Annotated in this window: 22 protein-coding genes; 5 read left to right on the top strand and 17 right to left on the bottom strand. The window is 44.6% G+C overall.

The features are described 5' to 3' along the window. Nucleotides 1-196: 196 nt before the first annotated feature. The 13 genes from L1076_RS18445 to L1076_RS18385 all read right to left on the bottom strand — a co-directional run bounded on the left by L1076_RS18445 (nucleotide 197) and on the right by L1076_RS18385 (nucleotide 15,403). On the bottom strand, nucleotides 197-1,624 hold the full coding sequence (locus tag L1076_RS18445; RefSeq protein WP_038874973.1) for a GNVR domain-containing protein: 1,428 nt from the start codon (nucleotides 1,622-1,624) through the stop codon (nucleotides 197-199). Beyond that, nucleotides 1,621-2,751, bottom strand: coding sequence for a glycosyltransferase (locus L1076_RS18440; protein WP_237304273.1), 1,131 nt, complete (start codon nucleotides 2,749-2,751; stop codon nucleotides 1,621-1,623). Before L1076_RS18440 ends, L1076_RS18445 begins: the two co-directional genes overlap by 4 nt. Before the next feature lie 112 nt (nucleotides 2,752-2,863). Further along, nucleotides 2,864-4,231: an O-antigen ligase family protein gene (locus tag L1076_RS18435; protein ID WP_038874979.1), complete on the bottom strand. Its 1,368-nt coding sequence runs from the start codon at nucleotides 4,229-4,231 to the stop codon at nucleotides 2,864-2,866. Then, the gene (locus L1076_RS18430) at nucleotides 4,228-5,658 is read right to left on the bottom strand and encodes an oligosaccharide flippase family protein (RefSeq protein ID WP_237304237.1); all 1,431 of its coding nucleotides are present in this window, start codon (nucleotides 5,656-5,658) and stop codon (nucleotides 4,228-4,230) included. The genes L1076_RS18435 and L1076_RS18430 overlap by 4 nt, the downstream gene beginning before the upstream one ends. Next, nucleotides 5,651-6,823, bottom strand: coding sequence for a glycosyltransferase family 4 protein (locus tag L1076_RS18425; RefSeq protein WP_038872662.1), 1,173 nt, complete (start codon nucleotides 6,821-6,823; stop codon nucleotides 5,651-5,653). Before L1076_RS18425 ends, L1076_RS18430 begins: the two co-directional genes overlap by 8 nt. Before the next feature lie 10 nt (nucleotides 6,824-6,833). Further along, nucleotides 6,834-8,018 carry a glycosyltransferase gene (locus L1076_RS18420; protein ID WP_237304236.1) on the bottom strand — a complete coding sequence of 395 codons (1,185 nt, stop codon included), beginning with the start codon at nucleotides 8,016-8,018 and terminating at the stop codon, nucleotides 6,834-6,836. 152 nt (nucleotides 8,019-8,170) lie between these two features. Beyond that, nucleotides 8,171-9,250: a glycosyltransferase family 4 protein gene (locus L1076_RS18415; RefSeq protein ID WP_237304235.1), complete on the bottom strand. Its 1,080-nt coding sequence runs from the start codon at nucleotides 9,248-9,250 to the stop codon at nucleotides 8,171-8,173. Beyond that, nucleotides 9,225-10,751 (bottom strand): sigma-54 dependent transcriptional regulator, encoded by a 1,527-nt coding sequence (locus L1076_RS18410; protein ID WP_038872671.1) that lies wholly within the window; start codon nucleotides 10,749-10,751, stop codon nucleotides 9,225-9,227. The genes L1076_RS18415 and L1076_RS18410 overlap by 26 nt, the downstream gene beginning before the upstream one ends. Before the next feature lie 278 nt (nucleotides 10,752-11,029). Beyond that, on the bottom strand, nucleotides 11,030-11,413 hold the full coding sequence (locus L1076_RS18405; RefSeq protein WP_237304234.1) for an Hpt domain-containing protein: 384 nt from the start codon (nucleotides 11,411-11,413) through the stop codon (nucleotides 11,030-11,032). 12 nt (nucleotides 11,414-11,425) lie between these two features. Then, nucleotides 11,426-12,112 carry a CpsD/CapB family tyrosine-protein kinase gene (locus tag L1076_RS18400; protein WP_237304233.1) on the bottom strand — a complete coding sequence of 229 codons (687 nt, stop codon included), beginning with the start codon at nucleotides 12,110-12,112 and terminating at the stop codon, nucleotides 11,426-11,428. Continuing rightward, nucleotides 12,112-14,211 carry an SLBB domain-containing protein gene (locus L1076_RS18395; protein ID WP_237304232.1) on the bottom strand — a complete coding sequence of 700 codons (2,100 nt, stop codon included), beginning with the start codon at nucleotides 14,209-14,211 and terminating at the stop codon, nucleotides 12,112-12,114. The genes L1076_RS18400 and L1076_RS18395 overlap by 1 nt, the downstream gene beginning before the upstream one ends. Then, nucleotides 14,208-15,056 (bottom strand): OmpA family protein, encoded by an 849-nt coding sequence (locus L1076_RS18390; protein WP_039977309.1) that lies wholly within the window; start codon nucleotides 15,054-15,056, stop codon nucleotides 14,208-14,210. Before L1076_RS18390 ends, L1076_RS18395 begins: the two co-directional genes overlap by 4 nt. A gap of 26 nt (nucleotides 15,057-15,082) precedes the next feature. Next, a complete protein-coding gene (locus tag L1076_RS18385) occupies nucleotides 15,083-15,403 on the bottom strand; it encodes an STAS domain-containing protein (RefSeq protein ID WP_038872685.1) in 321 nt (106 codons plus the stop codon). A gap of 316 nt (nucleotides 15,404-15,719) precedes the next feature. On the opposite strand from L1076_RS18385, the gene L1076_RS18380 reads away from it, so the two are divergent. Continuing rightward, nucleotides 15,720-16,562: a DNA ligase gene (locus tag L1076_RS18380; RefSeq protein ID WP_237304231.1), complete on the top strand. Its 843-nt coding sequence runs from the start codon at nucleotides 15,720-15,722 to the stop codon at nucleotides 16,560-16,562. A gap of 30 nt (nucleotides 16,563-16,592) precedes the next feature. Here the strand turns inward: L1076_RS18380 and L1076_RS18375 are convergent, their stop codons facing one another. Next, nucleotides 16,593-17,624, bottom strand: coding sequence for a DUF3080 family protein (locus tag L1076_RS18375; RefSeq protein ID WP_237304230.1), 1,032 nt, complete (start codon nucleotides 17,622-17,624; stop codon nucleotides 16,593-16,595). Nucleotides 17,625-17,730: 106 nt separating this feature from the next. Continuing rightward, a complete protein-coding gene (locus L1076_RS18370; RefSeq protein ID WP_038872695.1) occupies nucleotides 17,731-19,101 on the bottom strand; it encodes an MATE family efflux transporter in 1,371 nt (456 codons plus the stop codon). 281 nt (nucleotides 19,102-19,382) lie between these two features. Here L1076_RS18370 and L1076_RS18365 point away from each other — a divergent pair, with 281 nt between their 5' ends. Next, a complete protein-coding gene (locus L1076_RS18365) occupies nucleotides 19,383-19,994 on the top strand; it encodes a riboflavin synthase (protein ID WP_045423534.1) in 612 nt (203 codons plus the stop codon). Between the two features lie 107 nt (nucleotides 19,995-20,101). On the opposite strand, the gene L1076_RS18360 is transcribed toward L1076_RS18365, so the two are convergent. Both L1076_RS18360 and L1076_RS18355 read right to left on the bottom strand, forming a co-directional pair. Next, nucleotides 20,102-20,296: a CPXCG motif-containing cysteine-rich protein gene (locus tag L1076_RS18360; RefSeq protein WP_038872701.1), complete on the bottom strand. Its 195-nt coding sequence runs from the start codon at nucleotides 20,294-20,296 to the stop codon at nucleotides 20,102-20,104. A gap of 251 nt (nucleotides 20,297-20,547) precedes the next feature. Further along, nucleotides 20,548-21,414 (bottom strand): fructosamine kinase family protein, encoded by an 867-nt coding sequence (locus tag L1076_RS18355; RefSeq protein ID WP_039977305.1) that lies wholly within the window; start codon nucleotides 21,412-21,414, stop codon nucleotides 20,548-20,550. A 224-nt stretch (nucleotides 21,415-21,638) separates the two neighbouring features. Between L1076_RS18355 and L1076_RS18350 the strand changes: the two genes are divergently transcribed. The 3 genes from L1076_RS18350 (at nucleotide 21,639) to L1076_RS18340 (ending at nucleotide 24,774) form a co-directional block, all read left to right on the top strand. Beyond that, nucleotides 21,639-22,607 (top strand): response regulator, encoded by a 969-nt coding sequence (locus L1076_RS18350; RefSeq protein ID WP_038872772.1) that lies wholly within the window; start codon nucleotides 21,639-21,641, stop codon nucleotides 22,605-22,607. Further along, nucleotides 22,607-23,569 (top strand): GGDEF domain-containing protein, encoded by a 963-nt coding sequence (locus tag L1076_RS18345; protein ID WP_038875011.1) that lies wholly within the window; start codon nucleotides 22,607-22,609, stop codon nucleotides 23,567-23,569. The genes L1076_RS18350 and L1076_RS18345 overlap by 1 nt, the downstream gene beginning before the upstream one ends. A gap of 245 nt (nucleotides 23,570-23,814) precedes the next feature. Continuing rightward, on the top strand, nucleotides 23,815-24,774 hold the full coding sequence (locus L1076_RS18340) for a hypothetical protein (RefSeq protein ID WP_237304229.1): 960 nt from the start codon (nucleotides 23,815-23,817) through the stop codon (nucleotides 24,772-24,774). Nucleotides 24,775-24,788 lie beyond the last annotated feature (14 nt).

Here is a 24,788-nt window from a genome sequence, read left to right as displayed (position 1 = left end):
GCATGCCAATCATGAAATTTAGTTAAAACATATGGTTAGGGTAGACTTTGGTGGGGTGCTTAAAATGACACAAAATTATTCTCAAATTGAAATTCATATTCGTTGTGAATTTTCAAACAAGCAAGAAATTGATAAATAAGGAAAAGCACCCGAAGTTCGAGTGCTTTGATTGCGCTGAGTGGCCCTCAGTGAAGAGCTAAAATGTTACCTTTGGAATCGTGGTGATGACAGCAACGCCTAAGTGATTTTCTAATGCCTTACGTGAACGGATAGAGTTGTCAGCCAGCTCGATAAGAGTTGCGATGCCAATTCCTAATCCCGTACCGCCAATGAGCCCCAGAAGGACAAAAACAATACTGGGTAGATTAGAAGGTAGGGTTGGCGTGTAGGGTTCATCAATGATTTTTACCCGTTTGTTTTCTTCGAACACACCGAGAGAACCCGTCAATTGAGCCATTTCATAACGCTCAACCAGATCATCATATAATTCGCGTTTGACTGCGACGTCTCGTGCAAGCCTGTTTATCTCAGTCGCGGTACTACCAAAACGGTTGGCGTTGTTTTCCAAATCTTGAATCATGTTGTAGAGACTATCGGTTTCTTCTTCTAGCGACTCGTATCGACCTCGCATGATTTGTAGTTGATGGAGTTGAGAGACAAGCAAGGGTTGTGCGTCGCCGAGGTTGCTGACCGTTGCCGTACTGGCAATATCCCAAAGCTGATTACTGTTCATTTCCGGTTGTTTAGAATTAATCAGTACCGTACGTTCTTGCTCAAGTCGATTGAGTTCTCGGACTTTACCTTGGACCAGACTGTGTGCTTCGGTGTATTTAGCACGAAGCAGCGTCAACTCACTTCGTATTTCTATGATCTGTTCTTCAATCTTGCCGATAACTGGGTTTGTTTTAGAAAGTTGTTGGTCCAAACTACCCAAGCTGCGTTTTACCCCGGCTAGCTCTGCTTCCTTCTCTGCCAAGGATTGCTTGAGACTGGCGAGTCGAGACAAACTTTGCGCCTGCATCTCGGGTGTTGCGTGGGCGTAAGTATTTTTGTACTCAGCAAATGCTTGTTCTGCTGCATCAAGCTCTGTGCGCCTCTTATCGATATGAATCGTCAAGAAATGACTGGAATCTTTAATAGAGGAGCGCTCTGGTGCAAGCAATTGTTCGACAAAATGATTACTGACCGACGTGAGCATCGCTTCCATGCCATCTGGTGTCTTGTTGGTAAGTTCGATTTGAATGAAGTCTTTACCCAACTGTTTGACGGAGAGTCGACTGGCGAGGTCTTTAATAATGAACTCTTGTTCTTTTAGATCCATCTCATCGTTTATCAACCCTTGTTCTTGAGCGACGGAGAAGAGCACGTGTCGGCTCTTTAATAATGTACTTAACGCGTTGATACGGTCTTTCAGTTGAGTAGAAACGGCCAGATCTTCAAGAAACGGATTCATTTTGGCGGTTTCCTGTACCAGCATGCTGGTGTGCGCAACGTAACTTGTAGGCAAAAGCTTGCTAACAATAAAACCAAGGACGGGCAGCACTAGCATAGGGACCACGATCAGGTAACGTCGACGCCAGGCCCCGTGAAGCAATACAGATAAGTTTTCTCTTAAATCGCTCATAGTGACCTCACGAGTTGTTCAACTTGAAAGGCTCTCGATGCCCAGCTTTGTTTTTCGATCAAAGCCATAGTACCAATTGGAGGAGGCAGTAAATGATTTAAGCTGGCGCATACATCCTCGGCACCCGCTGCAACATGCAACATCTGTTTGTAAGGCATGAGCGCTGGGAAAGTGGTGCTGATAACAGGTGTGCCGGTTGCTAAATACTCCAAAAGCTTGAGTGGATTACACGCTTTAATCTGAGCATTGTCGACGAAAGGTAACCAACTCGCATCCCAGTGCTGTGAGTAGCTTGGCAACTGTTGATGTGCTCTAGGTCCAAGGTAGTGGACATTAGTTCGTTGTGGGAGCGGGTTGTGGGGCAGTTCGTTTGGCCCAATGAAAACGAGATCCCAATCGGGTGCCTGAACCGCCACTTGTTCAATCAATGCATAGTCTAACCATTCGGATAAACTGCCGTAAAAGCCAAGTATTTTTCTGCCATTATCTGGCAAGTCGTTAGCTTTGACTGCGGGAGTTGAGAATAAGGTGAAATCCACGCCGTGAGGGAGGGTGACAGTTTTGTCTTGTGGGAATTTAGCCGCCAGTTTTTCACTCGCGGCCAAAATGAGGTCGCAGCAATCAATCAAATCCTCTTCGTGTTCCAAGACCGTTTGATGATCGACGCCGGCGAGTGCACCAAAATCGTCGCCACAATAATAAACGATGCCAGAGTTGTCCATACTCTTACACACATCAACGGCAGTCGGCAGAGACGTCCAGAGTACCGGTTTTTCAAAGCCAAGCTCTTTTAGCTTTCGCTTCAGTTGATGTTGCATCATGCTCGAAGCCGCCTTCCTTGCCCATTGAGTCCGCGGGGCAGGGATGGTGAGTAGGTTAATCGTTTGAATGCTGGCGCTCATGTGGCAGTCTTGATTGAACGTTGTATTGTTCTGTGTATGTGCATCAAAAGAGCGTGTGAGTTTGTTAACGATGCGCTTTACGTCTTTTGTCACCAACCTCGGCTGCCTTAAACCGATGGAATTAACCCACAGGATGCGATGATTGTCTGTCAGATGTTTAATGATATGTTGAGTGGAAGAAGGCAATCCGCCAAAGTCTTCGCCAAACACTACGATGTCCGTCATCATTTTCTCCTTTGAGCCAACTTATGATTGTTCTAATAAGTAGACTTATCACATTGCGTGCCAAGGAAATAATTTAATAAAAACAGATGGTTGAACTTAACGAGGGAAAGGGCTATGACGCTTTCGCATTTTGACAATCAGATTGAACGATACGATGTATCACAATAGTCAGCGCGGCTAGGATGTATATTGGCCAAGTAAACCCTTGAGTTAAAAAAGTACCGGAAACAATCGTACCGATAAGACCCCCCAAGACGGCGTTTGCTCCAATAGACAACGTATGGTCACTAGTAGGGGTGAGCATCTGGATGGTCTCACGAGAAGTTCGAATCAAAGACACAATCAGCGCGATAAACACGAATAAACCAACAAATCCAGTTTCAGCTAACACACCAAACCACGTGCTGTGTACGGCGTGATTGAGTCCATCCCAATGAGAACTGTAGAAGAAGTAGTTGTTGTAGAAGTTATCTATCCCGATGCCCGTTAATGGGTTTTCTATCGCCATTTTTATTGCGGCTTCCCAAGCATAAATCCGTCCCATTGCGGACTCGTCTATCCCTTCTTCCGCGGCACCGCCAGACGAGCGGCCAGAAATCCCTGCAACGGCATAAAGAACGAGCGCCCCAACCAGCCCTAGAGAGATAACTAACGCTTTGCTTTTGATGTGTTTAAACGCGAAGTACGCAAAGACAGAAAGCGCGCCAAGTAGGCCTCCTCGGCTTTGTGTTTCTAATATCGCGAAGAACAACACGACACAGGTGATCAATGCAAACAAGCGAAGAACAAAGCTGGCTCTTTTCTCTAGCAATTGGCTAACAGTAAATGCAAGTGGGAACATCAGTACTAAAGATAAATCATTTGGATCACCAAGTACCGAACCTAAGTCGCGGCTGATGGTCACGCGTGAGCCTTCGACCAATCCTATACCATTACTCGCGTTAGACAGGGCGGTTAAGCCAACCAATAGTCCTGCTAGCATGATGGCTTTCGACATTTGAGCAACTTGTTTTGGTGTGGTGATGAGCCAAGTTATCGCTAGCGTCATTACGATGATCTTCCAATAAACACTGTTGAATTCATCAATCGCAACAGGGCGGTTTGAAGCGAATGCTACGCCTAATGTCACCAGAACCCAAAAAATGGATAGCCATTTCAAGCAAGGGTGCCAAAACGCAATAATTTGACGGCTAATCAATAAATGAAATGACAAGGCCATAAGAGCCCCAAGTGAAAGCAGCAAAGGAATTTTGAAGTTGTAAATCACCGGAAAGGTTTCGTGAATCCGAAAGAAAGAAAAAATCACAAACAGAGTCACGAACCAGAAGGTTTGGTTGAGAACAAACAAGATAGCCAATGGCGCAAAACAAAGTACGAGAATCAGAATTGGATTTGGCATCACTAACCATAACAGCGCGATACACGTCGTGAGCGCGATCGCGATGATGGACTGCTTCATTCTCAATTCAGCGCTGATCATAGCGGTGTTCTCTTCATTTGGCCGCGCCACTTGAGCCAAAAGTGGTGCACGTTACTTTTGGTTTGCGCATCAAAGTAACGAAACGCTATGGTCGCGATGAGCACGCAACTTGTGAAACATACCAGCATGATAAGTGGGGTAGAACCGGCTGAATGAATCAAGAATAACGACGCGCCAGCAAGGATATGTAGTATTACCATTAAGCTCAGGTGGAAAGGGAGCTTCATGCATTGTTGACCAATGCTAAAGGTCAACGCCAGTCGACAAAGCTGAGCATAATAAAGAGCGATAAACACACCGAAGATCCCTAGTGCTGATAAGCTGAACAACATCGCAAGACCAATTGCGGCCGGTATTGCATTAATGCCCATTAACCAGTGGGTCTTCCTTTTGTATAGGATGCTAATACACAGCAAGTCACTCCATTCTTTAAGTAGGGCTATCGGTAAAAGAAACAGAACATAAAGCGACGCTTCTCGATACGCCACAGGCAAGAAATTGTTGATAATGATTACGGCTAATGAGCCTACGACTACGACTAGAAATGTCAGATAAATCATACCTAGGTGGGTGATTCGCGTCGCTTCGTTGGCGCCCTTTTTCTCTAAAATCGAAAACCGTCTTGGCGACCACCACATGGCAAAAGGTTGTGCCAAAAAACACATACCAATTGCGAATTTAAATGCGATTGTGTACACCCCTAGCGTTGCTAACGATGCATTTGCCCCAATAAACCAACGTTCTGCACCATTTAAACAAAACATGATTAAGCCCGAGCACATAATGGGATAGCAGTATTTAAAGAATTGTTTTGTCGAGATAAAACTCGGAAGAACCAATTGATAGCGATTGATGAAGTGTAACCAAATTAATTGTGCCGCAGCAGCGAGCAGCCCACCAAGTAAGACGGACAGCACCGTTTGGCTAAATTGAAGCGCGATGATAATGAACGCCGCTTGAAGTGCCGTGGTCGTCACCATCACATACAACAAGGTTTTCGCCTTGTCGTCTTGTAGTCTTAGCCACGCTGTCCCTATCGCAATCGCGCCCTCGAAAGCAATGGCAACTAAGGCAACCATCCATTCTGTCTTAGTAAAAGGTTCTGGTACGGGCATAACAACGATGATCGTAGCCAAGACCAAAGCGATAGGAACAGAGATAAGCAATGAAAGAGAGTAAATTTGGTCTAGCAGTGACTTCCTTTTCTGCGGGTCGTCTTCCACGCCAGCGAAGCGATTTAGGGCTTCATGCAACGCTAGGCTAATGATTAAAGCAATCACAATACCAACAGACGCGATGATTTCCATTTTACCGATTTGTTCCGGTGTCAAATATTGCGGAAGTATTGGTAGCATGATTAAGCTAATGCTCTTGTTGATCACCAGTGCAATGGCAAAGAGTGACATGTTGGTCATTGCTCTAGACATGGTCATATCCTTTGACGTTGTTGCGCTTTTTCGCGCTGGATTCGTTTTGTTGTTCTGGGCCTGAGCACAAATGCTGAGTGATTGGGAAGTAACAACGTTCAGCCGTATAAAGTTGAGCGACATTGAGTGCTTCGATTCCCATCGTTACCTTTAACCATGGAGACTCATTGAGTAAGCGAATCGCGTTGTGCAGTGAGGCCGCGTCGTTGGGTGTGTATTTGATGCAATTTTTTCCGTCAGTAAGGATTCGATCCCAGTAACTATCATCATGTGGAATTACCACACACATTCCTGCGGCTAATGATTCCAAAATTGCAAGACCAAACGGCTCATTCTCTGCTGTTGCAACAAACACACCACATTGTGCTCTTAGGTCATCAAGGTTTGCTGGTGACTCGTACCAATCGACGCCTTTTGCAGTTAAATCAGGGGTTAAGCATTCATCATCAATTAGGTTGGGTTGGATATAACACACGGTTGCTTTGAAGTTTGTGCCGTTTTCCAATTGAATGGCGTCTAAGAGCAAGTCGACGTTTTTGCGTTTTAGGAGAGTCGCTGCCCAAAACACGCGAGAGGACATAGGATTCGCTTGCTTTGGCCAACGCTCTGAAGAGAGACCGTTAACGAATGATGAGGTATTTAGGTCTGCCCAGTAACGTTTAACTGCAGCAATGGGTTGGTTGAGATACGCTTGCAATGCGTGGATTATGGATTCGCGACAACTTGCCAAGTAATAGATACTGGTTGCTTTTGTGACGCAATAACCTGCAGATCGTGATTTACCAACCGATTGGCTGATGATTTGAACGATTGGTTTACGGTTCAATAAGCGCAATAGATACAAAGGCATATCGTTGTTGGGATTAGAAAGGCCGAGTAGCCAATCAATTTTGGGTAATCTGCACAAGATGAACAACAATTGGAAAAGGTAAAACCCATTCATTAACCAATAAGCCAGGCCATGCTGAGAAATAATCGGCGAGCGACGAACTTTAACGACTTGAATACGTTCGTCATCTTTCAGTAACCGATTCCAGTGCTCTGGGTGAGTCGTTGCGACATAACCGACGACATCTCGCTGATCGCACTGTTTTAAGAGTTCAGCATTTGCTGTTTTTGAACCGCTTTGCAACGGGATAGTGTCCAACATCAGTACGTATTTCATGACCCTATCCTCAATTGTGTTTTAGCCAACGAGGCATAGGTTTAAGACTGTGCGTGGGTGGTATAGAAGCCGTAGGCTCATGTGCCAGCTCTGCATGATAAATTGACTCTATCGCGTTCACCGAAGCCGAAACGGTAAGGTGTTGCGTCGCGTAGTGATAAGCATTGTGAGCAATTTGATTTCGCAGCGGAGCATCATTTAGCATGCGCTGCACAGAATTGAGTAGACCGGCCATCCCATGATTGGAATACAGAAGAGCACTGTGATTGTGTTCGACTAATTCAGGGATAACACCGATTTTTGGGGCCACGATAGGCAATTTTGCTAACGCAGCTTGCCCAATCACCAGACCGTAGTCTTCTTCGTAAGCACCACTGATAAAGGCGTCGACGTTGCCTGTCATCCATGAGTCTTTGTTATGCTGTTCCCCGACAAAATGCACACGGTCTTCAACACCAAGATCCGCTGTGAGTTGTTGTAAGGGGGCTTTTTCTTCCCCGTCTCCAACAATCACAAGGTGCGGATTATTCTGATGATAGTTGTGCATGTGAATCGCGCGAATCAGGCGATCAAAACCTTTACTTTTAATCAGAGCACCAACGGATAGGAAGGCGAAAGCGTTTTTTGGGATACCGAGGTAGTCCTTCACATCAACCGACGGTTCATTTCGGTTTAACGAAACGCCATTGTGGATCACGTGTAAGTTCTCTTTTGGGTAGCCGTCGCGGGCCAGCTCTTGGCTTATTCCCTTACTGACACAGATCAGCTTTGGCGACATGTGCAAGTCAAGTGAAAACCGATCACGGATGGGATAATGGCAATGCAGCTGCGTAACCAAAGGTATGTGGTTCATTTGTGTCGCCAGACACATCCACTGACAGGTCGCACCACTGTTCACATGCACAAGATCGATAGCGTGCTTTTCGATGAGTTCAGAGCCTTGCTTGATAAGGCGATTCCATGCGCTGATGTCCCAGCGGGGCGTACTCCAGCCTCCGACTAACTTGAAGGGAGAATATTGAGTTTCAATCCCCATCTCTCGGCATTTTTCAATTAAAGGCTCACAGTTCGTCCAGACATAAGGCAAGAACTGCTCACGATCAATGCGCGACAAAAGATCAAGTAATACAACTTCGTTGTGGCGAAGCCAGTTGTCGCCATAATGAACATATAGAATGCGTTTTGGAGTAGCCATCGTCGTCACCTCGGTTTGCCCTTTTGTTTACTGGGATACTGCAACCGAGATGCCAAACCTTATCATTTGTTTAAGTTACTGATTTAATGGAGTAAAGATGTTTAAGAGTAGGTAGGGGAAAGCAAGTTTTTCATAATGAGAATGCATATGCATCAAGTTTGATTTTCAATTTGATAGCGTTCAATCAAAATAGGAATGATACTTTGTGAAGAATACTGCTCCGAGATGGTCTTAATGGCCTTTTTGCGAATAAGCGATTGGGTATAGGTGCTCATGGTTATCCAATGGTTGAGCTTGTCTATCAAATTGAGAATATCTGGCGCAATAAATCCATTACTGCCATCTTCAATAAGATCAGATAATCGGCCGACATTTAGGCTGAATACCACAATTCCTCTCGACATCGCTTCTAATGCCGCCATTGGGAGGCCTTCATAGCGAGAAGAGATAATCAATACGCCAATATTGTTCCATACCGCGTTCATGTTGTGTTGATGCCCATGAAACACAACATTACCGGGCGCTTGTTGGGCAAGGTCTTTTCCTTCAGGACCGTCGCCGTAAATAGAAAACTGACGATCAGGAAAATGCTTCGCGATGTCGATAAAGCGATCCGCGCCTTTTTCATGGCTCAATCGACCAACGAATGCGATTTCTTTATAGCTGCTGTTTTGTGCAGGAAGTGAAACAAAGTTGTTCAATAGCTCGGTTTTTATCGGCAGTTTATTTTGAATACTTTGGCTAACCGCAAAACAATGATCGGACAAACGACCGCTATAACGATCAAGCCAATCGTAAAACCACACTTTTCCCGTTGGTGTTTCTCCGGCATGGTAGGTAGAAATAAGACGAGGGAAGGTACGTGTAAACAGTTCGGCGCTGCGCGCAAGTAAGCTCGCTTTGTAGCCGTGAGTGTGGATAACGCTTGGTTGATGCTCAGCAACCGCAATGGTAAGTCGTTTTACCGCAATGACAGAATGTGTGTCATTATTCTTGGGGCAAAGTTGGTGTAAGTAGCTTACGGGAACATCGGAATCGGCCAACCTAGAAACAAGCGATGCTGGTGGGTTGTACTCAACCACCAATACCACTCTAACGTGGACATGAAATGCTTGTAATCCTTTGGCAAGCTCAAGGACGTGACTTTCTATGCCACCAAAAACGCGGCTGTCGAGTAAAATCCAAACCTCGCCAGCGACAGGTATCTCACGATTGTTCGAGATTAGCCTCATCCGCTTCCCACGCTTGTTTTTTACGATAAACAGTAGATGGACTCAGCTCTAACATTACCGCGGCGTTGAGTACGTTACCATCGCAGTAGGCTATCGCATTTTGAATTGCTTCCCGTTCCACCTTCCACATCGGTCGAATGGTGCCATCCGTATTAAAGTACGGCGACGCGACTTGTGCAGAAGCACTCATTGGTATCGGTTCGGGTCTGGTTACCGGTTCTTGAGGCAGCATATCGGTAGCGATATGTTCAACGGGCTGTATTGGAGAAGGCTTAGCAACGGTGGTCGGTGCGGGTTCTACGGGCTGCGTAATTACACGTGCTTTTGATGGCTTGCGAGTTAGCTGCGCGGGTAGATGCGCGACGGTGACTTTGTCTTCATTGTTTAACACCACGATGTTACGGATGATGTTTTGCAATTGACGAACATTCCCCGGCCAGTCGTAATGTTTGATCACGTACTGTGCTTCATTATCGATATTGTTGAACTTCTTTTTGTCCTGCTTGGAGTAGGTGGTCAGAAAATGCTTAGCAAGAGTGACAATGTCACTACCTCGTTCTCTGAGTGGCGGCATATCAATAGGTACAACATGGACGCGATAGTATAAATCTTCGCGGAAGCGGCCTTCTTCGACTTCCGTAAGTGGGTCGCGGTTTGTCGCACAGATGATGCGAACATCCACTTTCATTTCTTTGGTCGCGCCAAGTGGCGTGTAAGTGCCTGTTTGTAGAAAACGGAGCAACTTTTTCTGCATTTCCAATTCCATCTCACACAGTTCATCTAGGAAGAGGGTTCCACCATGAGCAACGGTTGCTGCACCTTTCCTATCTGTTGTTGCACCAGTAAATGCGCCTTTAACGTGACCAAAAATTTCGCTTTCCATTAAATCTCGTGGAATCGCACCACAGTTGATGGCAATAAAGGGTTTATCACGACGATCACTTTGACGATGGATTGCTTCGGCACAGACTTCTTTACCAGTACCACTCTCACCAACGATAAATACACTAGCAGAGGTTGGAGCGACAGCATCAATGGTTTTGTAGACGGCTTGCATTGGCAAACTAGAACCGATGAATCCATGGTAATTGTGTCGGTCGAAGGTAGATTGAATGTTTTCTACTAAGTTTTCTAACTTGGCACGTTTAAGGTGAAGTGCAACAGAGGTCTTGAGTCGGTCTGCATTGATGGGCTTTTCAAGAAAGTCTTCCGCACCTTTTTGAATTAAACCTACCGCAATGTCTACGCTGCCATGTGCGGTTGCAATGATGACTGAAGTTGGAATTTCATTCTCATTGATCCAATCAAGAACGTCTTCCCCGGACATATCGGGTAATTTTAAATCGAGAATGATGAGTTGCGGTTTACTTCTCTCAATGAATTGGATGGCCTCACGTCCAGTTTCTACGTGAAAGATGTCGTAAGGTTCGTCCTTGACATACTGTTTGTATAGTATGGCTAGTGAGGTAGAGTCCTCTACCAATAACACCCTTGGTCTCATAGTCCTTTCCCAACTTTTATTCGTTTTCCGTTTAAACCTTTAATCAGTACTGACACTGTATTGGTTCTAACGTTGCTTTGTCAGCTTGTGAGTCAGTTCGCGAGAATGAATAGTTGTCGTACTCTCAAGCAGATAGCTTCTTTTCTATTCTCATTTTGAGAATCGTTATATTTAAGTATTAGCACAGGTTGGGAGTCTTGCAGAAAATTCTTTATTTTTTAGCTAATTAAATAAATCAATATATACCCAAGCATGTTGAAGTTACTCAGGTATAGGCCTTAATCCTCAAATCCTTGTTCCTTTCTCTGATTCAAGGCAATAAAGGAATTTTCGGCGAGTTGCGGCAATGATTGGCATAGGAGTAGGGCTTGTTGAGTTTCACCTTCCACGCAGTGTTTCTCAATGGTTCTCGCATGTCGAGAAAGGGTACGGTTCCCTAGAGCAAGTGCGGAGCTGCCTAGAGTGTGCACCTCAAACTCTAGGGTGTTGATATTGCAGGTTTCTAATGCTTGTTTGATCTTTTCTACCCGTTCGCGAGACTCGTCGATGTAGTGCTCAATGAGTGTGGGCATTATCTCAGCGCACGTATCTTTGATCATTTGTTGAAGAATCAATTCATCGACCAATTCAGGCTCTACGGCCAAACCTGTGTGATTGTTCATTGGATACGCTCCCTATAAGGTAAATAATTCGCTGTCTTTAATCTGTTGCGATATTTTTGCTTTTAACTTGTCTGGCAAAAAGCGCAGCTTTTTTACCTGACGAATCAATTCGCCTTTTAAGCCTGCATTGTGCTTCATGTTTAATACCGCCCCAAGTAGGTTGGCGTTACTGTTCTCTAATAGTTTTTTGGCTTGGTTAATTTGTGTAGTTGTGGTCGAACCGTAACTGGCGACTAATATGCTCGCATCACAGACGCCTGCAACCACTTGAGCGGGGATGTTATTACGATTTAAGCTCAATAATGGTGAGGTGTCGATGACGACACGATCATATTGGTCCAACCAAGTCTCAATGACTTTTTTAAGCATGGTTGGATCGCGATAAGCGAGTTGCGTGCTGGCCATCGATGGGGCCGTTAAGCCGACTAAGGTCTGATGATCTTCTTCTCTTGCGATGAGCTGTCCGATACCGTCTTGCTCAGGAAATTGATGCACCGTATTGTATGCAGGCTTGAACAAGTTCAAATCCACGTAAAGCGTGTTATGCCCTGCAAGAATCAAACGCTCGGCCAAAGCGGAAGCCACGGATGTCACGCCGTCTTCGGATTGACAAGCGACGATGCATAGGGATCGATGGCCTTTTAATTCGCCCTGTAAGTAGATTTGTTCGATTTCAGCATGAGTCGCAGGAATAGTCATTACAGCGCTCCTATTAACACAATGGTGGTCGTGATTTGCAAAAGGTCACGTAAGCCCGCCCGTGCTTTCTCTGCAAAACTCTCATCTTTGTGTGGAATATAGATAGTGTCGCCCGCGCGGATAACCGGAAGGTCATAAATGTTAGCGGTTTTACTAAACTCGGTTAGGTCGAATGTACGAGCTTGGCCTTGGCAACAAGACATGTTGACCACGCTAATTTTTTCTACGTAAGCGTTATCACTTGGTCCTCCGGCTTCTGCCAATAGGTCAAGGATTGTCATATTGTCATTAAATACGTAACGACCTGGGTCTCTCACTTCGCCCAACACTCGTACGGTCGATTCTTTTGAGCGGTCAAGCCAGTTCTTATTCTTCTCAGGGATGTAGATGGTGTCGCCCGGGCGAACATCCGGCAAGATGTTTTCATCACCGGTTTCAAAATACATCGATAGGTTTAATTTGCTGACTTTAGCGTAACCAAGACCACGGTGCGTTACTCGAATATTATGAATATCGGCATCTTTCGTTGGGCCGTCAGCCGCAGAAAGAATGTCGAGAAAGTGCATCTCGTTGGTAAAACGGTAGCGGCCTGGAGAGTTGATTTGTCCAAAAACATAAATAGACGCATCTGAACTTTGGCTAACCCATTGTGATTTGTTGTCTGTTGGATCATCTGGCAGGGCATGAATTCGAACCACGGTTCCTGCAGATACGCTCGGTAACTTGGAGGTTGGTGAACCTTGTAGGATGTACTTGTCCAAATCAAACTGAGTCATCTTACCGTTATTCGCCACTTCTATTTTGCTGGTGTCTGCGTGGCGAGTTGGGCCGCCAACGTGGGCGAGTAGGTCAATCAAATCCATTTCATTGGACCATTCGATTCGACCTGGACGAACCACTTCCCCCATCACTGCGACAGCTCGGCTTGGTGCGACTTTCAACCATGATTTTTCATTCATATCGGTTTTCTCAGGTACGAAAATAGCGTCTCCTGAGGATATTGCAGGCGGTCTCGCAGAAGTGAGCCCCTCTGTGTGTGCCGTAAGGTCGAATTTGATCACTTGTCCGTTCGCTTTAATCACACGGATTTGGCGGGATTCAGCAAAACGAGTAGGGCCGCCAGCGTTAGCGAGAATGTCCATAAAGCTCGCGCCTTTTTTGCCTTCAAATGCTCCAGGGTTTGCGACTTCACCCATAACATAAACAACATTGGCACCCGCTTTTATCTCTTCCTCTTGCTTAGGCACAAAGATGGTTGCCCCTGGTAAGATGTCTGGTAGTAAGTTGGAATCACCTGAGTCTAGGTAGCGCTTTAGGTTAAAAATCACTGGTGTATTGTTGGTGATCACACGGATTTGTTCGACACTCGCGAAGCGCGTAACACCACCCGCTCGCATCACAACGTCGACGAGTGTTGTGTTTGGCTTGTATGTGAATGAGCCGGGTGCGTTCACCTCACCAAACACTTTGATAGCTTTCGTTTCATCTGCACTGTCGCCAGAGTTGGCCAGTTTAGCAGCGTCAAATTCTTGCTCTATGTTACCAACGAGAGGAGAGGCAGGGACGAAGAGAACATCCAGAGATTCAAGCGTCGGCAGTTGGGTGTCATCACCAGTATCAAGGAAGCGTTTGTAATCGAATTCGATGTTCTTGTTACCGCGCTTGACGATGATTTTATCCAGCTGCGCACCAGCACGGAGTCCACCGGCTTCGTATAGGAACATTTGAATGTTAGAGCCGGCTTGTAAAGTGTATTCTCCGGGTTTGACCACATAGCCTTGAACGGATATGAGTAGTTGCTGCTGCTTGATGAAAACGCGCGCGTTGTTCACGTCTCGATAAACGGATTTCAGGTTTTCGATAATCACATCTTGAAGTTGCTTTTCATTATATCCAGCTACAAATACAGGTCCGATTTCCGGTAGGCTGATGCGACCTCGTTTATCGACTTGGAAGCCTTTGTTTAGTGAGGCTTCTCCTGGAAGGTTGATTTGGACTAAATCACCGACTTTAACGACATCGTCTTCCGCAGCCCAACTCGCATTTATGTTGATCATGCAAAGTAACAAAAGGGCGACAATCGATTTGAGGATGCTCATAGCGTGTCTCCCATTTCTGTTGTGCTGTCAGAATTTGAGTTGAGTACTTCAATGCTTACTCGACGGTTGGTCAAGCGAACCGCTGGTGTTTGTCCTTCGTAGAGTGGGAGCTTTTCACCCACGGATTTTGTTTGCACGCGGTCAGAGGTGATACCGAAGACATTGAGGTATCGTTTTACTTGTTCTGCACGTTCTTGTGCGAGCTTTTGGTTGTATTCCGGTTCGCCAGTAACGTCGGCATGACCGGTTACCACCAAGGAGAGAGAAGGGTGCTCTCGTAAAATGTAAGCCGCTTCCGCAAGGTGCCCCATGTACTTTGGATTGATTTCGGCAGAATCGACGGCGAACTGATTATCGATATTGAGCAGGTCATAGACGTCAGCGACGATGTTCAAGTCGCTGCGCAGAGCTTCAATGTCTTGCGGCGGCGAGCAAGTGGTTTGAGAGAGCACGTAATCAAGTTGTTGTTCTAGTTGGCTCAATCGACGACGCTGAATCACGATATCGTTTGCAGCATCAAGTAAAAGCCCGCCCTCGAGTTCTCTTGCGATTCGATTTTGCTTTTCTAATGCTTGCACTACGGCAGCAGGGAAACACCATCTTGCGCCTTCATCAATTAAGGCATCTAAATGTAGTTTTGTGAGTTGCCAATCGAAGCGAAGCCCATGCTCTGGGCCAAGAGGCTCATCAGGCATAACCGGTGAAAACTGATAATTCTCGATAGAAATATCTTGGTAACTTTCCGCCATGCCGCCCTGACCATGATCGGGGTAGCTAAACGCTGAGCAACCAACAACGCCGACAACGAGACCGCTCATTACACTTTGTCGTATTAGATTCACCATGCCAACCTCCGTATTAACCGGTGTTTTTAGTGGCCTTTTGAATTGACGGGAATCGCATGATTGATACGTAACAGGCTCATTATCTCTAACGGTTGTCCCGATACGTTTTCGATTATCATACTGCGTTCACGTTCAACTAGGCGCTTATATAAATAAACAATGGCACCAATCCCTGAGGAATCAAGAAATTGGACGTGTTTGAGGTTGATTTCGACTTCCTTGTGATCATCGCTGTGAATTACCTCATCAATATGATGCTGAGCTTGACGACAGCCTTTTGCGTCTAAATCACCAAAAAATTCGATGGTCAATGTGTTTTGGTCGGTTTCCAATTTTCGCAGTTCCATTGTGCATTCTCCATTAACAAACTGTCTGCTTGGTATAGAGCACGGAACATGCCAAGAATAAAAGCTCATAAAAACATACAGTTACTTATGCAAGTTCTTGGTTTTTATATTGAGAATTAAGGCGATTTCATTTTGAGAATCAAAAACGCATACAGATCGAAGAATTTATAAATGCTATTTCGATCTGAACTTTATGTGCTCGTTTGCATTTGCTTGCTTATGAGTGTTGCTGTAGATCGTAGAATGCAAAATGTTGAGTAGGTTAATTGATCGACTTACGGTTCAATGGAGATGCTTTTTTGTACAAGGTCCCCACATGCCATTAAGAATGACATTGATTGCCCTCGCTGTAATTGCTTCTGCTCAGCCACAAGCTGATCCTAATTTACTTCCACCTGTCTCTTTAGCTGAATCATACCAAGATGGTATCGATGTCTCTCAGTATTGGTATAGCGAGAAACTGGATGGGATTCGAGCGTATTGGACCGGTCAACATCTCGTTACACGCAACGGCAACCGAATTTACGCGCCAGAGTGGTTTACCAAGGTATTGCCAGATTACCCTTTGGATGGCGAGTTATGGGCTGGTCGAGGAAATTTCCATCTTGTTCAACAAACGGTATTGGATAAAACGCCAGTAGAAGGCGCATGGCGACGAATCGATTTTATGGTTTTCGATATGCCGTATTCTGCGGGTGATTATCAAAAGCGCTACTACAACATTCAAGATCTGGTGTTTACGATTGACGCCCCTCATATTAAATACGTTGAGCATCGTGCAATTCAAGATGAGAAACATTTGTTCACGCAATTGGACCGAATTTCGCAATCTGACGGTGAAGGTGTGATGTTGCGAAAGGTATCAAGCCGATACCAAGCGGGTAGAGGTAGTGATTTACTCAAACTTAAGCGTTATGAAGATGCAGAGGCCTTAGTATTGGGCTACAAACCAGGAACTGGTCGTTTATTGGGTATGATGGGCGCCTTGTTGGTTAGGTTGCCTGACGGCACTGAGTTCTACATTGGTAGCGGCTTTACCGATGACGTTCGAAAAACTCCTCCTCGAATAGGATCTACCATTACGTTTCGCTACAACGGTTTTACCCATAATGGCAAACCAAGATTTGCCCGATTTTTAAGAGAACGGGCTTCACAATAAATCTAAATAACGGCGTATAAACGGCTTGAGCTAACTATTTCCGATTTTCACACCACAACGTTTAAATAGATTTTTCCAAAATTGCACATGCTTCATTGTTTCCTCACGAAACTGATCGTGTGCTTTTTCTATTCCATAGTTTGCACCATGAGCTTGCATTCTCTTTTCAACAAGGGAAAGTCCCCCGTCGAGTTGCTGATAGGTACTGTCGACGTATGCCATGTAAGGTTGAACTTCTGCAACATAAATTGTTTGGAAGACGTTTCTCAAGTAACGAAATGGAGTGGTATCACGGTTGGCACCACAAATGATTTTGTCTTGGTTTGCTTCGAGCATGTGTGTGGTTTGTTCTAACCAATGAGTCGCATCGATCAAAGTGTAATAGAGTCGACCAACGAGACGTGTTTTTTCGATCTCTTCTTGGTAGTTCACAATGGTCACATCGGGCAAGCGAGAAAGAGTGCGATATGGTGTTTGATACATTTCATCCAAAGCAAGGAAAGCATCTCGTACGTGTGCAACTTGGTCTTTGCTTTCCAATGGTAACCATTCAGATCCTGTTAGCTGTTTGCGCATGGCATCGCTAGTCAGCAACATATTGTCGAGATGCACTGTTAGATGGTGCCACTTCTGGTCGTACAAACCGTTCAGCTTTGTATTTTCTTCATCACTCAATGGGTAATCACTCAAGCAGCCATTCAGTGTTCTCAGCAGGTTGATTTGATAATCAAAGTCGTAAAAGGCGTCTTGAACTTTACCCAGTTGAGAGTTTTTTTCTGCTAATAAATTAAACAAACCACATTGACGCAGTTGGTAGCTTTCGAGTAAGCCAAGTGATAGACGAGGGAGTTCTTGAAACAGTTCTCTTTTGTCAGGAATAGTGACAGCAGGAGAGGCTTCTAACTCCGATTCCGACGTATCTAACACATTTGCTAGGCGTTGATTGTATTTTTCGAAGACCGCTTTCTCTGGGTTAAACCAGTCGTTGCACCCACTGAGTAAGGTTGTCAGTAGTACAAGCGCCGCAGCAACAAGGGAGCTTCTTACAGGGGAACTTCTCACAGCATTTCCTTTTTAATCACTTAGATAAGTATACCGCTTAACGAATATGAGAGATCAAAAAAGCCAGCGAGTGCTGGCTTTAAAATTTGGCGGGTTGAAGTTCGAGTTATTGCTGAGAGAAATTCAACTGAACTTCTGGCTCTTGATGGTGCATCCAACGTAAACGAATACCCAATAGGAAAGCCGCTGAAGATAGGCCTATGATGAAGCCCAACCAAAAGCCTTGTGCGCCCATTGGTTCAACAATCCAATCTGTGCGGCCAAGAATGTAACCAATTGGAAGTCCCAATAACCAGTACGCAACAAAGGTACGGTTGAAGATTGCACGCATGTCTTTATAGCCACGTAGTGCACCAGCAGCGATAACCTGAACCGCATCAGTGCATTGGTAGATTGCAGCAAACAGCAATAGCACCATCGCTAGTTCGATAACTTCTGGGTTATTCGTGTAAAGCAAAGCGATTTGCTCACGGAACAGAACCGTAAGAATCGCGGTCATCATTGCTAACGCTAAACCGACCATGACGCCAACACGAGAAGCGACGCGTGCGCCATCGACGTTTTCTTCCCCTAGACGGTGACCAACACGAATACTGACTGCGGCACCCACACTCATTGGCAGCATAAACACCAATGAAGAGAAGTTAATGGCGACTTGGTGCGCGGCAACAATGATTGAACCTAATGGAGAGACCAAAAGCGCGACCACTGCAAACAATGTCACTTCAAAGAACAATGCAGCGGCAACAGGAAAGCCGAGCTTAAACAGACGAATCTGAGCTTTCAGCTGTGGCTTATGAAATTCGCCAAACAGATTGATGCTTTTTAGACGAGCAGACGTAGTCACATAAAGGAAAAGCAGCCCAAACATCACCCAATAAACGATGGCGGTTGCGACGCCACAACCAACACCACCAAGGGCTGGCATACCAAATTTACCGTAAACGAAAATCCAGTTTAATGGGATGTTCAACATTAGGCCGATGAAACCAATCACCATGGCAGGCTTGGTTAGCGACATGCCATCAGTAAAGCTGCGTAACGTTTGGAACAATAAGAAAGCGGGTACCGCAAAAATAACCGCGTGGATGTAACCAACGGTTTTCTCTGTCATCGCTGCTTCTACATCCATCAATCCAAGTATGAACTTAGTTTGGAACAAAACGCCGATAATAGGGATGCTGATCAACAATGCCAAAACGATGCCTTGTTGGATCTCAAAAGGAATTTTTACTCGACGGCCAGAACCATTTAATTGAGCGACAACAGGTACAAGGGCCATCAATAAGCCAACGCCAAATAGAATTGACGGTAACCAAATACTTGCTGCAACAGATACCGCAGCCATGTCAGTAGCACTGACGCCACCAGCCATGACGGTATCCACAAACCCCATCCCGGTTTGCGCGACAGAAGCGATCAACACAGGGGTCGCCAGTTTAATAAGACTCGATGCTTCTTCTTTATAGCGATGCACGAAATACTCCAGAGCGGAACAATAAGTTGAAAATGAAATAAGTTGAAAAGATAGGGAGTACTCGAGGACAAAAGATGTGATGAACTGATCTGATGGTTGATTTTAGTCACTATAAGGTGAAAAAATGCCTCGGAGGAACTCCGCGCAGATGATAAACAATTGTATGCCCAGATGCCATACCCACAAGATAGGGATTTTTGGTTAATTGATAGACAATGGTAAAAACAGCTTGCGAATGTTCGTTCTAGCTATCAGTCGCATCTAACAAATAGGTAAAGAGAATGTTTACAGGAATAGTTCAGGGTACGGCTAAAGTCGTTCAAATCGAAAAAAAAGAGCGCTTTCAAACTCACGTTATCGAACTTGAAGGCTCGTTAAGCGAAGGGCTAGAGATTGGAGCCTCGGTCGCACACAATGGTTGTTGTTTAACCGTCACCAAAATTGAAGGAACGCACATCAGTTTCGATCTAATGCAAGCGACCTTAGCTCTTACAAACCTAGGTGAATTGATAGAAGGCGACAGCGTAAATATTGAGCGAGCAGCTAAGTTTGGTGATGAGATTGGTGGCCACAGTATGTCTGGGCACATCAGTTTAATGGGCGAAATTGTTGATGTGATTGATACGCCAAATAACCGCACCATTTGGTTTACACTGCCGCAAGAATCGATGAAATATGTACTGGCTAAAGGGTACATCGGTTTGGACGGTTGTTCACTGACCATCGGCGAAGTCGAAGAGAATCGATTCTCGGTGCATTTGATTCCGGAAACCCTGCAAAGAACCTTGTTTGGTGCGCGCCAGGTTGGAGAGAAAATAAACATTGAATTTGACCCGCAAACTCAAGCCATCGTCGATACGGTTGAACGTGTATTAGCAGCAAAGCAGTTGTAAGGCGTTTACTTATGACCGGAAACAAGAAAGGAGCTTAACCGCTCCTTTTTATATTTTGTGTAGATGTTTACTTCATGTGGATGATTACTCGGGGGGATTAAAGCTCTCTATTCGTAGTTATCGTCAATGAACAGTTCTACCTTTTCGTGCATCTCATCCACTTTCATGTTGAGGTGGATGGCGTGGCAGCACGCAGGGCAGTCGTCATAAAACTCTTGGTTACCATTACTTGCATCTAAAGTGATACCGATAGAGTGCCCACAGTGAGGGCATTTAACATGTCTTTCAGTGTAATTTTGCATACAAAAACTCCTAGTATTGCAGGGCTTTTAATACTTTGGTGTCTCGAAAATTCAGCCCTTGAACACTCGTCTTCTCTCTGGTTCAGAGATTCAAATTAAGTCGAGTTACTTTGAATATTAGGTGCTGTTGTTGCTAATTGAGTCGAAATAAGTACAAAAGTTGACCCCAAACTCATGATTGAGCTTGGGGCCTCAAACTAGGGTGATATGCGTCGAATTTTTACATTCGGCAATGATCTTTCCCTTCCAGATCAATAAGAAATAATCTTCTTAATTATCGATTGGGCCTGTTCAAGATAGTGACCTCCGAACAAGTTACAATGATTGAGGATGTGATAAAGGTTGTAGATGTCTTTTCGTTCATCATAGCCTGCGGGTAATGGCGCAACGGATTCATATCCCTGATAAAACTCCGGTTGGAACCCACCAAACAGCTCAGTCATCGCGATATCACATTCACGATCTCCCCAATAGCAAGCAGGGTCAAAGCAGATAGGGCCAAATGGTGTCAATGCCGTGTTCCCATTCCATAAATCACCGTGAAGCAATGATGGCTCTGGAGCGTGATTGGCTAAAAGCTGTTTTACCACATCAATAAAGTCATCGATATCGACGAGGGTGACACCTTTTTCTTTCAGCAACTGTAACTGCCAACCTATTCGTTGCTCAGAAAAAAAGACACACCACTTTTTATGCCATTGATTTGGTTGAAGGGTAGAGCCTATGTAATTATCGGAATCAAATCCGAACTCTTTCTGTTCTCCCCACAAATGTAAACGCGCCAGTTGCTGGCCAAACTTAAAGCTGTGCTTTGCATCTTCAAGTGGTTTGGTTGGTAGGTAATTCAGGATCAAGAATGAGTGGGTTTTGGTTTTGCCCGCTAACACGACTTCAGGGACAAAAACCGTCGAGGTTTCACGTAACAAGTGAAGGCTTTCTACTTCAACTTCGAACTTAGATAAAAAATCTCGATCATTGAGTTTGACGAAATAGCGCTGTTCTCCGTCATTGATCATGTAACTCTCATTGATGTCTCCACCAGAGAGGCGTGTCTTCTCAGTGATTTGATATTCGAACATCAAGGTATCAGAAAGCTGTTGCGATATTGCTTGCCACATACAAAACCTCGCTTATCTATTTGACCAACAATAGTTTAGGATAAACGGCGGAAGATTGACGCGCAGTTGAGCAAACTTCGACAATAAAACTGCTGCACATAGTAGAAAATGTGCATAAGTGTGAATCATGTCGCCTATAACCCTATGATTTATGGACTTAACATATGGAGCTATTGGTATACAACGAGTATTATTATTTTTTTGACTTTAGTTCCATTGGTGGCATGAAAATACTGATTTGTGATGATTCGGCGGTAGCACGAAAGTTGATATCCCGTTCCATCGTACACGAAACATCATTGCACCTGATCGAAGCCCAAGACGGTTACGAAGCGTTGACGATTCTAGCGGAACAAAATATTGACGTTTTGTTTCTCGATTTAACGATGCCGATTATGGACGGGTTCGAGGTACTAGAGTCTCTACCGGTCAGCAATTATCCCACTCAAGTTGTCATCATTTCTGGTGACGTTCAGCAAGAGGCTAAACAACGTTGTTTAGATCTTGGCGCAATCGACTTTATCGCCAAGCCTCTGTCAGAAGAACAGGTTATCCCGCTATACGAAACGTTAGGGTTGCAATACGCATTTAGCTCGAGTGGGAATGCAGCGCCAGCCCCCGAAATTGAGATTACCCCTCTGGCGAAATTTCGTGAAGTCGCCAACATCGCGTTAGGTAAGGGTGCTGCGATTATGGCCGACCATCTTCATGAGTTCATTCAACTGCCAGTGCCCCACGTTGGTCCATTGTCGTATGGAGAACTGCATATGACGTTAGTGGATGTGATCGGTCGAGACAGTTCAGTTGCCGTTGCTCAGCGATTTGTTGGTGGTGGTATCCATGGTGAAGCTTTAGTTTGTTTGCGTGGTAAAGACATTAATCAAATCGGAGAGCGCCTTGGTTATTTACTTGAGTTCACTCGGCACAACGAGATTATCCTAAATGTGTCGAATCTTTTGGTATCTTCATTCTTAACGTCACTGGGTACACAGTTGGATAAGCAATTTTCGTTGCGCCAGCCTGCCATTATAGAAAACGTCATTCCATACAATGAAGAGAAGAGTGAATCTGGTGAACTCTTTACCATCGAATACACCTACATGGCAGAGGCGCTCGATTTTGAGTGTGAAGTTCTGTTTTTGATAGATAAATCATCCGTAGAAATCATCTATGAAATTATGGAGCTAATCTAATGTCCGAAATTACGCTGGACATAGCAGACTTTCATTGGGTTACCCAAATACTCGATACCATGGACTCAGGGCTCATCGTATTAGATGAAGACTATAAAGTCTGCGTGTGGAACAGTTTTATGCAGTCTTATAGTGGCATACTATCGCAGAATATCCTCGGTGAATGTTTGTTTGACCATTTCCAAGATTTACCCCGAACTTGGCTAGAGACCAAGCTCAAAACGTCCGCGGATTTAGAAACTCGTTCATTTTCAAGTTGGGAAAACCGTCCATACCTTTTTAAATTCAACAACTTTTCGCCGGTTTCCAACAGCAGTCATTTGATGTTCCAAGATATTGTTATCACGCCGTTACGCTCGTTATCAGGCGACGTGAGCCACATAGCCATTCAAATCAACGATGTCTCGGAAACCGCGCGTAATAGAATCCACTTAAGAGAAACCAACCAACACCTGTCTGAAATCAGCCGCAAAGATGGATTAACCGGATTATTTAACCGTGCTTATTGGGAACAGTCACTGAAGGAAGAATTCAATCAACTTAAAGTGATGGAAGGGTCGTGCTCATTGGTTATTTTTGACATCGACCATTTTAAAAAAGTCAATGATACCTATGGTCACCATACTGGGGATGAAGTAATCCGTCGGACGTCCAGTTTATTGCGGAAAACCGCACGCAGTAGCGACGTGTGTGGGCGTTTTGGTGGAGAAGAGTTTACCGTTTTATTGCCACATACCAACCAAGAACAAGCGTCCTATTTCGCAGAGCGTCTTAGAAAACGAATTGAGCAAGAAATTGTGAAAGTTGAAGACTTTTTGATTAACTACACGATAAGTATCGGTGTTTGCGAGTATAAATCTAACTTTGAGAGTCACACACAATGGCTGAAGAGTGCCGATGCAGCGTTGTATCGCGCGAAAGAGAATGGACGCAATCAGACTTGTTGTCATCAAGACGACTAACCTAATTGGTTGAAAACCATTCAGGTCTAGTTATGGGCTTAACAAGTTAATCTAATGCAAAAAGATCTAGTACTCATTTTAAAGTAATTTAAAGAGAAGCTTGTTAATTAATTTTCCCTTACGGTGCCTTTGAGTGAGGATTGGAGGTAAAGTCAAATCAATCTCATAAGCTTACGAACCTCAATTCATCAAAAAACATCACTAATATACCTCTCAACGAAACGATTCATTGAGAGGTATTTTTTATGTGTAAACAAGCAACGTTCAGCAAATATCAAAAACGCGCGATTAAATTCCTGTCTGATTACTTAGGTGCAGATACCCCATTTTCCTACGAAAGAACACAAACTAACCATCTCAAAGTATTAATTGATGGGGTAGCGAAGCCCATCTTCACTGGTTCGACGCCTTCGGATTGCAAATCGATAAACAACTTCATGGCGGAAGTAAAACGAGAAGTGAAGGCAAGCAAGCTAGAAAGCGAAAGTACACAAAACATCGCGGCACCGATGCAATTGCCAAATCCAATTAAATTGTCGCAAGACAGACTAATCCAAACCTGTGTGAAATCATTGCGTGCTCGAATCGACACGATGAAGTCGAAAGAAGAAGAACAAGTACTGTCAAGCAAATCTCTCAACGACGTGGGTGAATATCGTCTATCGGTTATTAAACATGCGATATCACTGGCGCTTCAAGCTCGTAAGCAAGGAGCGTATATCAAATCAAAAGAGATGAAGGCCATAGAATCAAAAATCTTAACGCATTTGGATTTCATGATGCCAACATTGGCTTATTACGCAGAATTGTTAGAGAGCACAACAAAGTATCAAAACAATGGTGCTCAATCTAAAGCAGCAAAAGAACCCTCAACTAACAACGTCATTAAGTTGGAAGGTACTGCCAAGCCCGAGACTAAAAAGGAAAACAGCTTGGTGGGAGAAGAGCCACAACCGGAGGTCAATATGAAAAACAATAAGAACCAGCAAAAAGGTGGTTCAGCCTCCGAGTTGATGGCTATGTCTCCAAACAACCGTATTTCGTTGTTACGTCAATTGTCGAAAACAGCGGCACTGCAGCTGATTGATGATGTGAACCAAGCATTAGCAATGAACCGCGAGCAAGACATTGCAGAAGTGGTTGGCATGATAAAAGAGAAAGATTTACCACTAGAAGCAATCATTTCACGCTTAGAGGCCGCTTAAGGGGCTCAATTAAA

This window comes from Vibrio sp. MMG023 (assembly GCF_021654215.1).
Lineage (GTDB): Bacteria > Pseudomonadota > Gammaproteobacteria > Enterobacterales > Vibrionaceae > Vibrio > Vibrio jasicida.
The sequence above is the reverse complement of the archived record's forward strand: the minus strand, read 5'-3'. Positions and strand labels throughout refer to the sequence as shown.

Bases quoted from the DNA above. Each gene is read 5' to 3' on its own strand.
- L1076_RS18390 (WP_039977309.1), bottom strand. From the start codon at position 15,056: ATGGTGAATCTAATACGACAAAGTGTAATGAGCGGTCTCGTTGTCGGC.
- L1076_RS18445 (WP_038874973.1), bottom strand. From the start codon at position 1,624: ATGAGCGATTTAAGAGAAAACTTATCTGTATTGCTTCACGGGGCCTGG.
- L1076_RS18440 (WP_237304273.1), bottom strand. From the start codon at position 2,751: ATGACGGACATCGTAGTGTTTGGCGAAGACTTTGGCGGATTGCCTTCT.
- L1076_RS18435 (WP_038874979.1), bottom strand. From the start codon at position 4,231: ATGATCAGCGCTGAATTGAGAATGAAGCAGTCCATCATCGCGATCGCG.
- L1076_RS18365 (WP_045423534.1), top strand. From the start codon at position 19,383: ATGTTTACAGGAATAGTTCAGGGTACGGCTAAAGTCGTTCAAATCGAA.
- L1076_RS18350 (WP_038872772.1), top strand. From the start codon at position 21,639: ATGAAAATACTGATTTGTGATGATTCGGCGGTAGCACGAAAGTTGATA.
- L1076_RS18345 (WP_038875011.1), top strand. From the start codon at position 22,607: ATGTCCGAAATTACGCTGGACATAGCAGACTTTCATTGGGTTACCCAA.
- L1076_RS18360 (WP_038872701.1), bottom strand. From the start codon at position 20,296: ATGCAAAATTACACTGAAAGACATGTTAAATGCCCTCACTGTGGGCAC.
- L1076_RS18385 (WP_038872685.1), bottom strand. From the start codon at position 15,403: ATGGAACTGCGAAAATTGGAAACCGACCAAAACACATTGACCATCGAA.
- L1076_RS18425 (WP_038872662.1), bottom strand. From the start codon at position 6,823: ATGAAATACGTACTGATGTTGGACACTATCCCGTTGCAAAGCGGTTCA.
- L1076_RS18420 (WP_237304236.1), bottom strand. From the start codon at position 8,018: ATGGCTACTCCAAAACGCATTCTATATGTTCATTATGGCGACAACTGG.
- L1076_RS18340 (WP_237304229.1), top strand. From the start codon at position 23,815: ATGTGTAAACAAGCAACGTTCAGCAAATATCAAAAACGCGCGATTAAA.
- L1076_RS18415 (WP_237304235.1), bottom strand. From the start codon at position 9,250: ATGAGGCTAATCTCGAACAATCGTGAGATACCTGTCGCTGGCGAGGTT.
- L1076_RS18405 (WP_237304234.1), bottom strand. From the start codon at position 11,413: ATGAACAATCACACAGGTTTGGCCGTAGAGCCTGAATTGGTCGATGAA.
- L1076_RS18380 (WP_237304231.1), top strand. From the start codon at position 15,720: ATGCCATTAAGAATGACATTGATTGCCCTCGCTGTAATTGCTTCTGCT.
- L1076_RS18355 (WP_039977305.1), bottom strand. From the start codon at position 21,414: ATGTGGCAAGCAATATCGCAACAGCTTTCTGATACCTTGATGTTCGAA.
- L1076_RS18395 (WP_237304232.1), bottom strand. From the start codon at position 14,211: ATGAGCATCCTCAAATCGATTGTCGCCCTTTTGTTACTTTGCATGATC.
- L1076_RS18410 (WP_038872671.1), bottom strand. From the start codon at position 10,751: ATGAGACCAAGGGTGTTATTGGTAGAGGACTCTACCTCACTAGCCATA.
- L1076_RS18400 (WP_237304233.1), bottom strand. From the start codon at position 12,112: ATGACTATTCCTGCGACTCATGCTGAAATCGAACAAATCTACTTACAG.
- L1076_RS18430 (WP_237304237.1), bottom strand. From the start codon at position 5,658: ATGTCTAGAGCAATGACCAACATGTCACTCTTTGCCATTGCACTGGTG.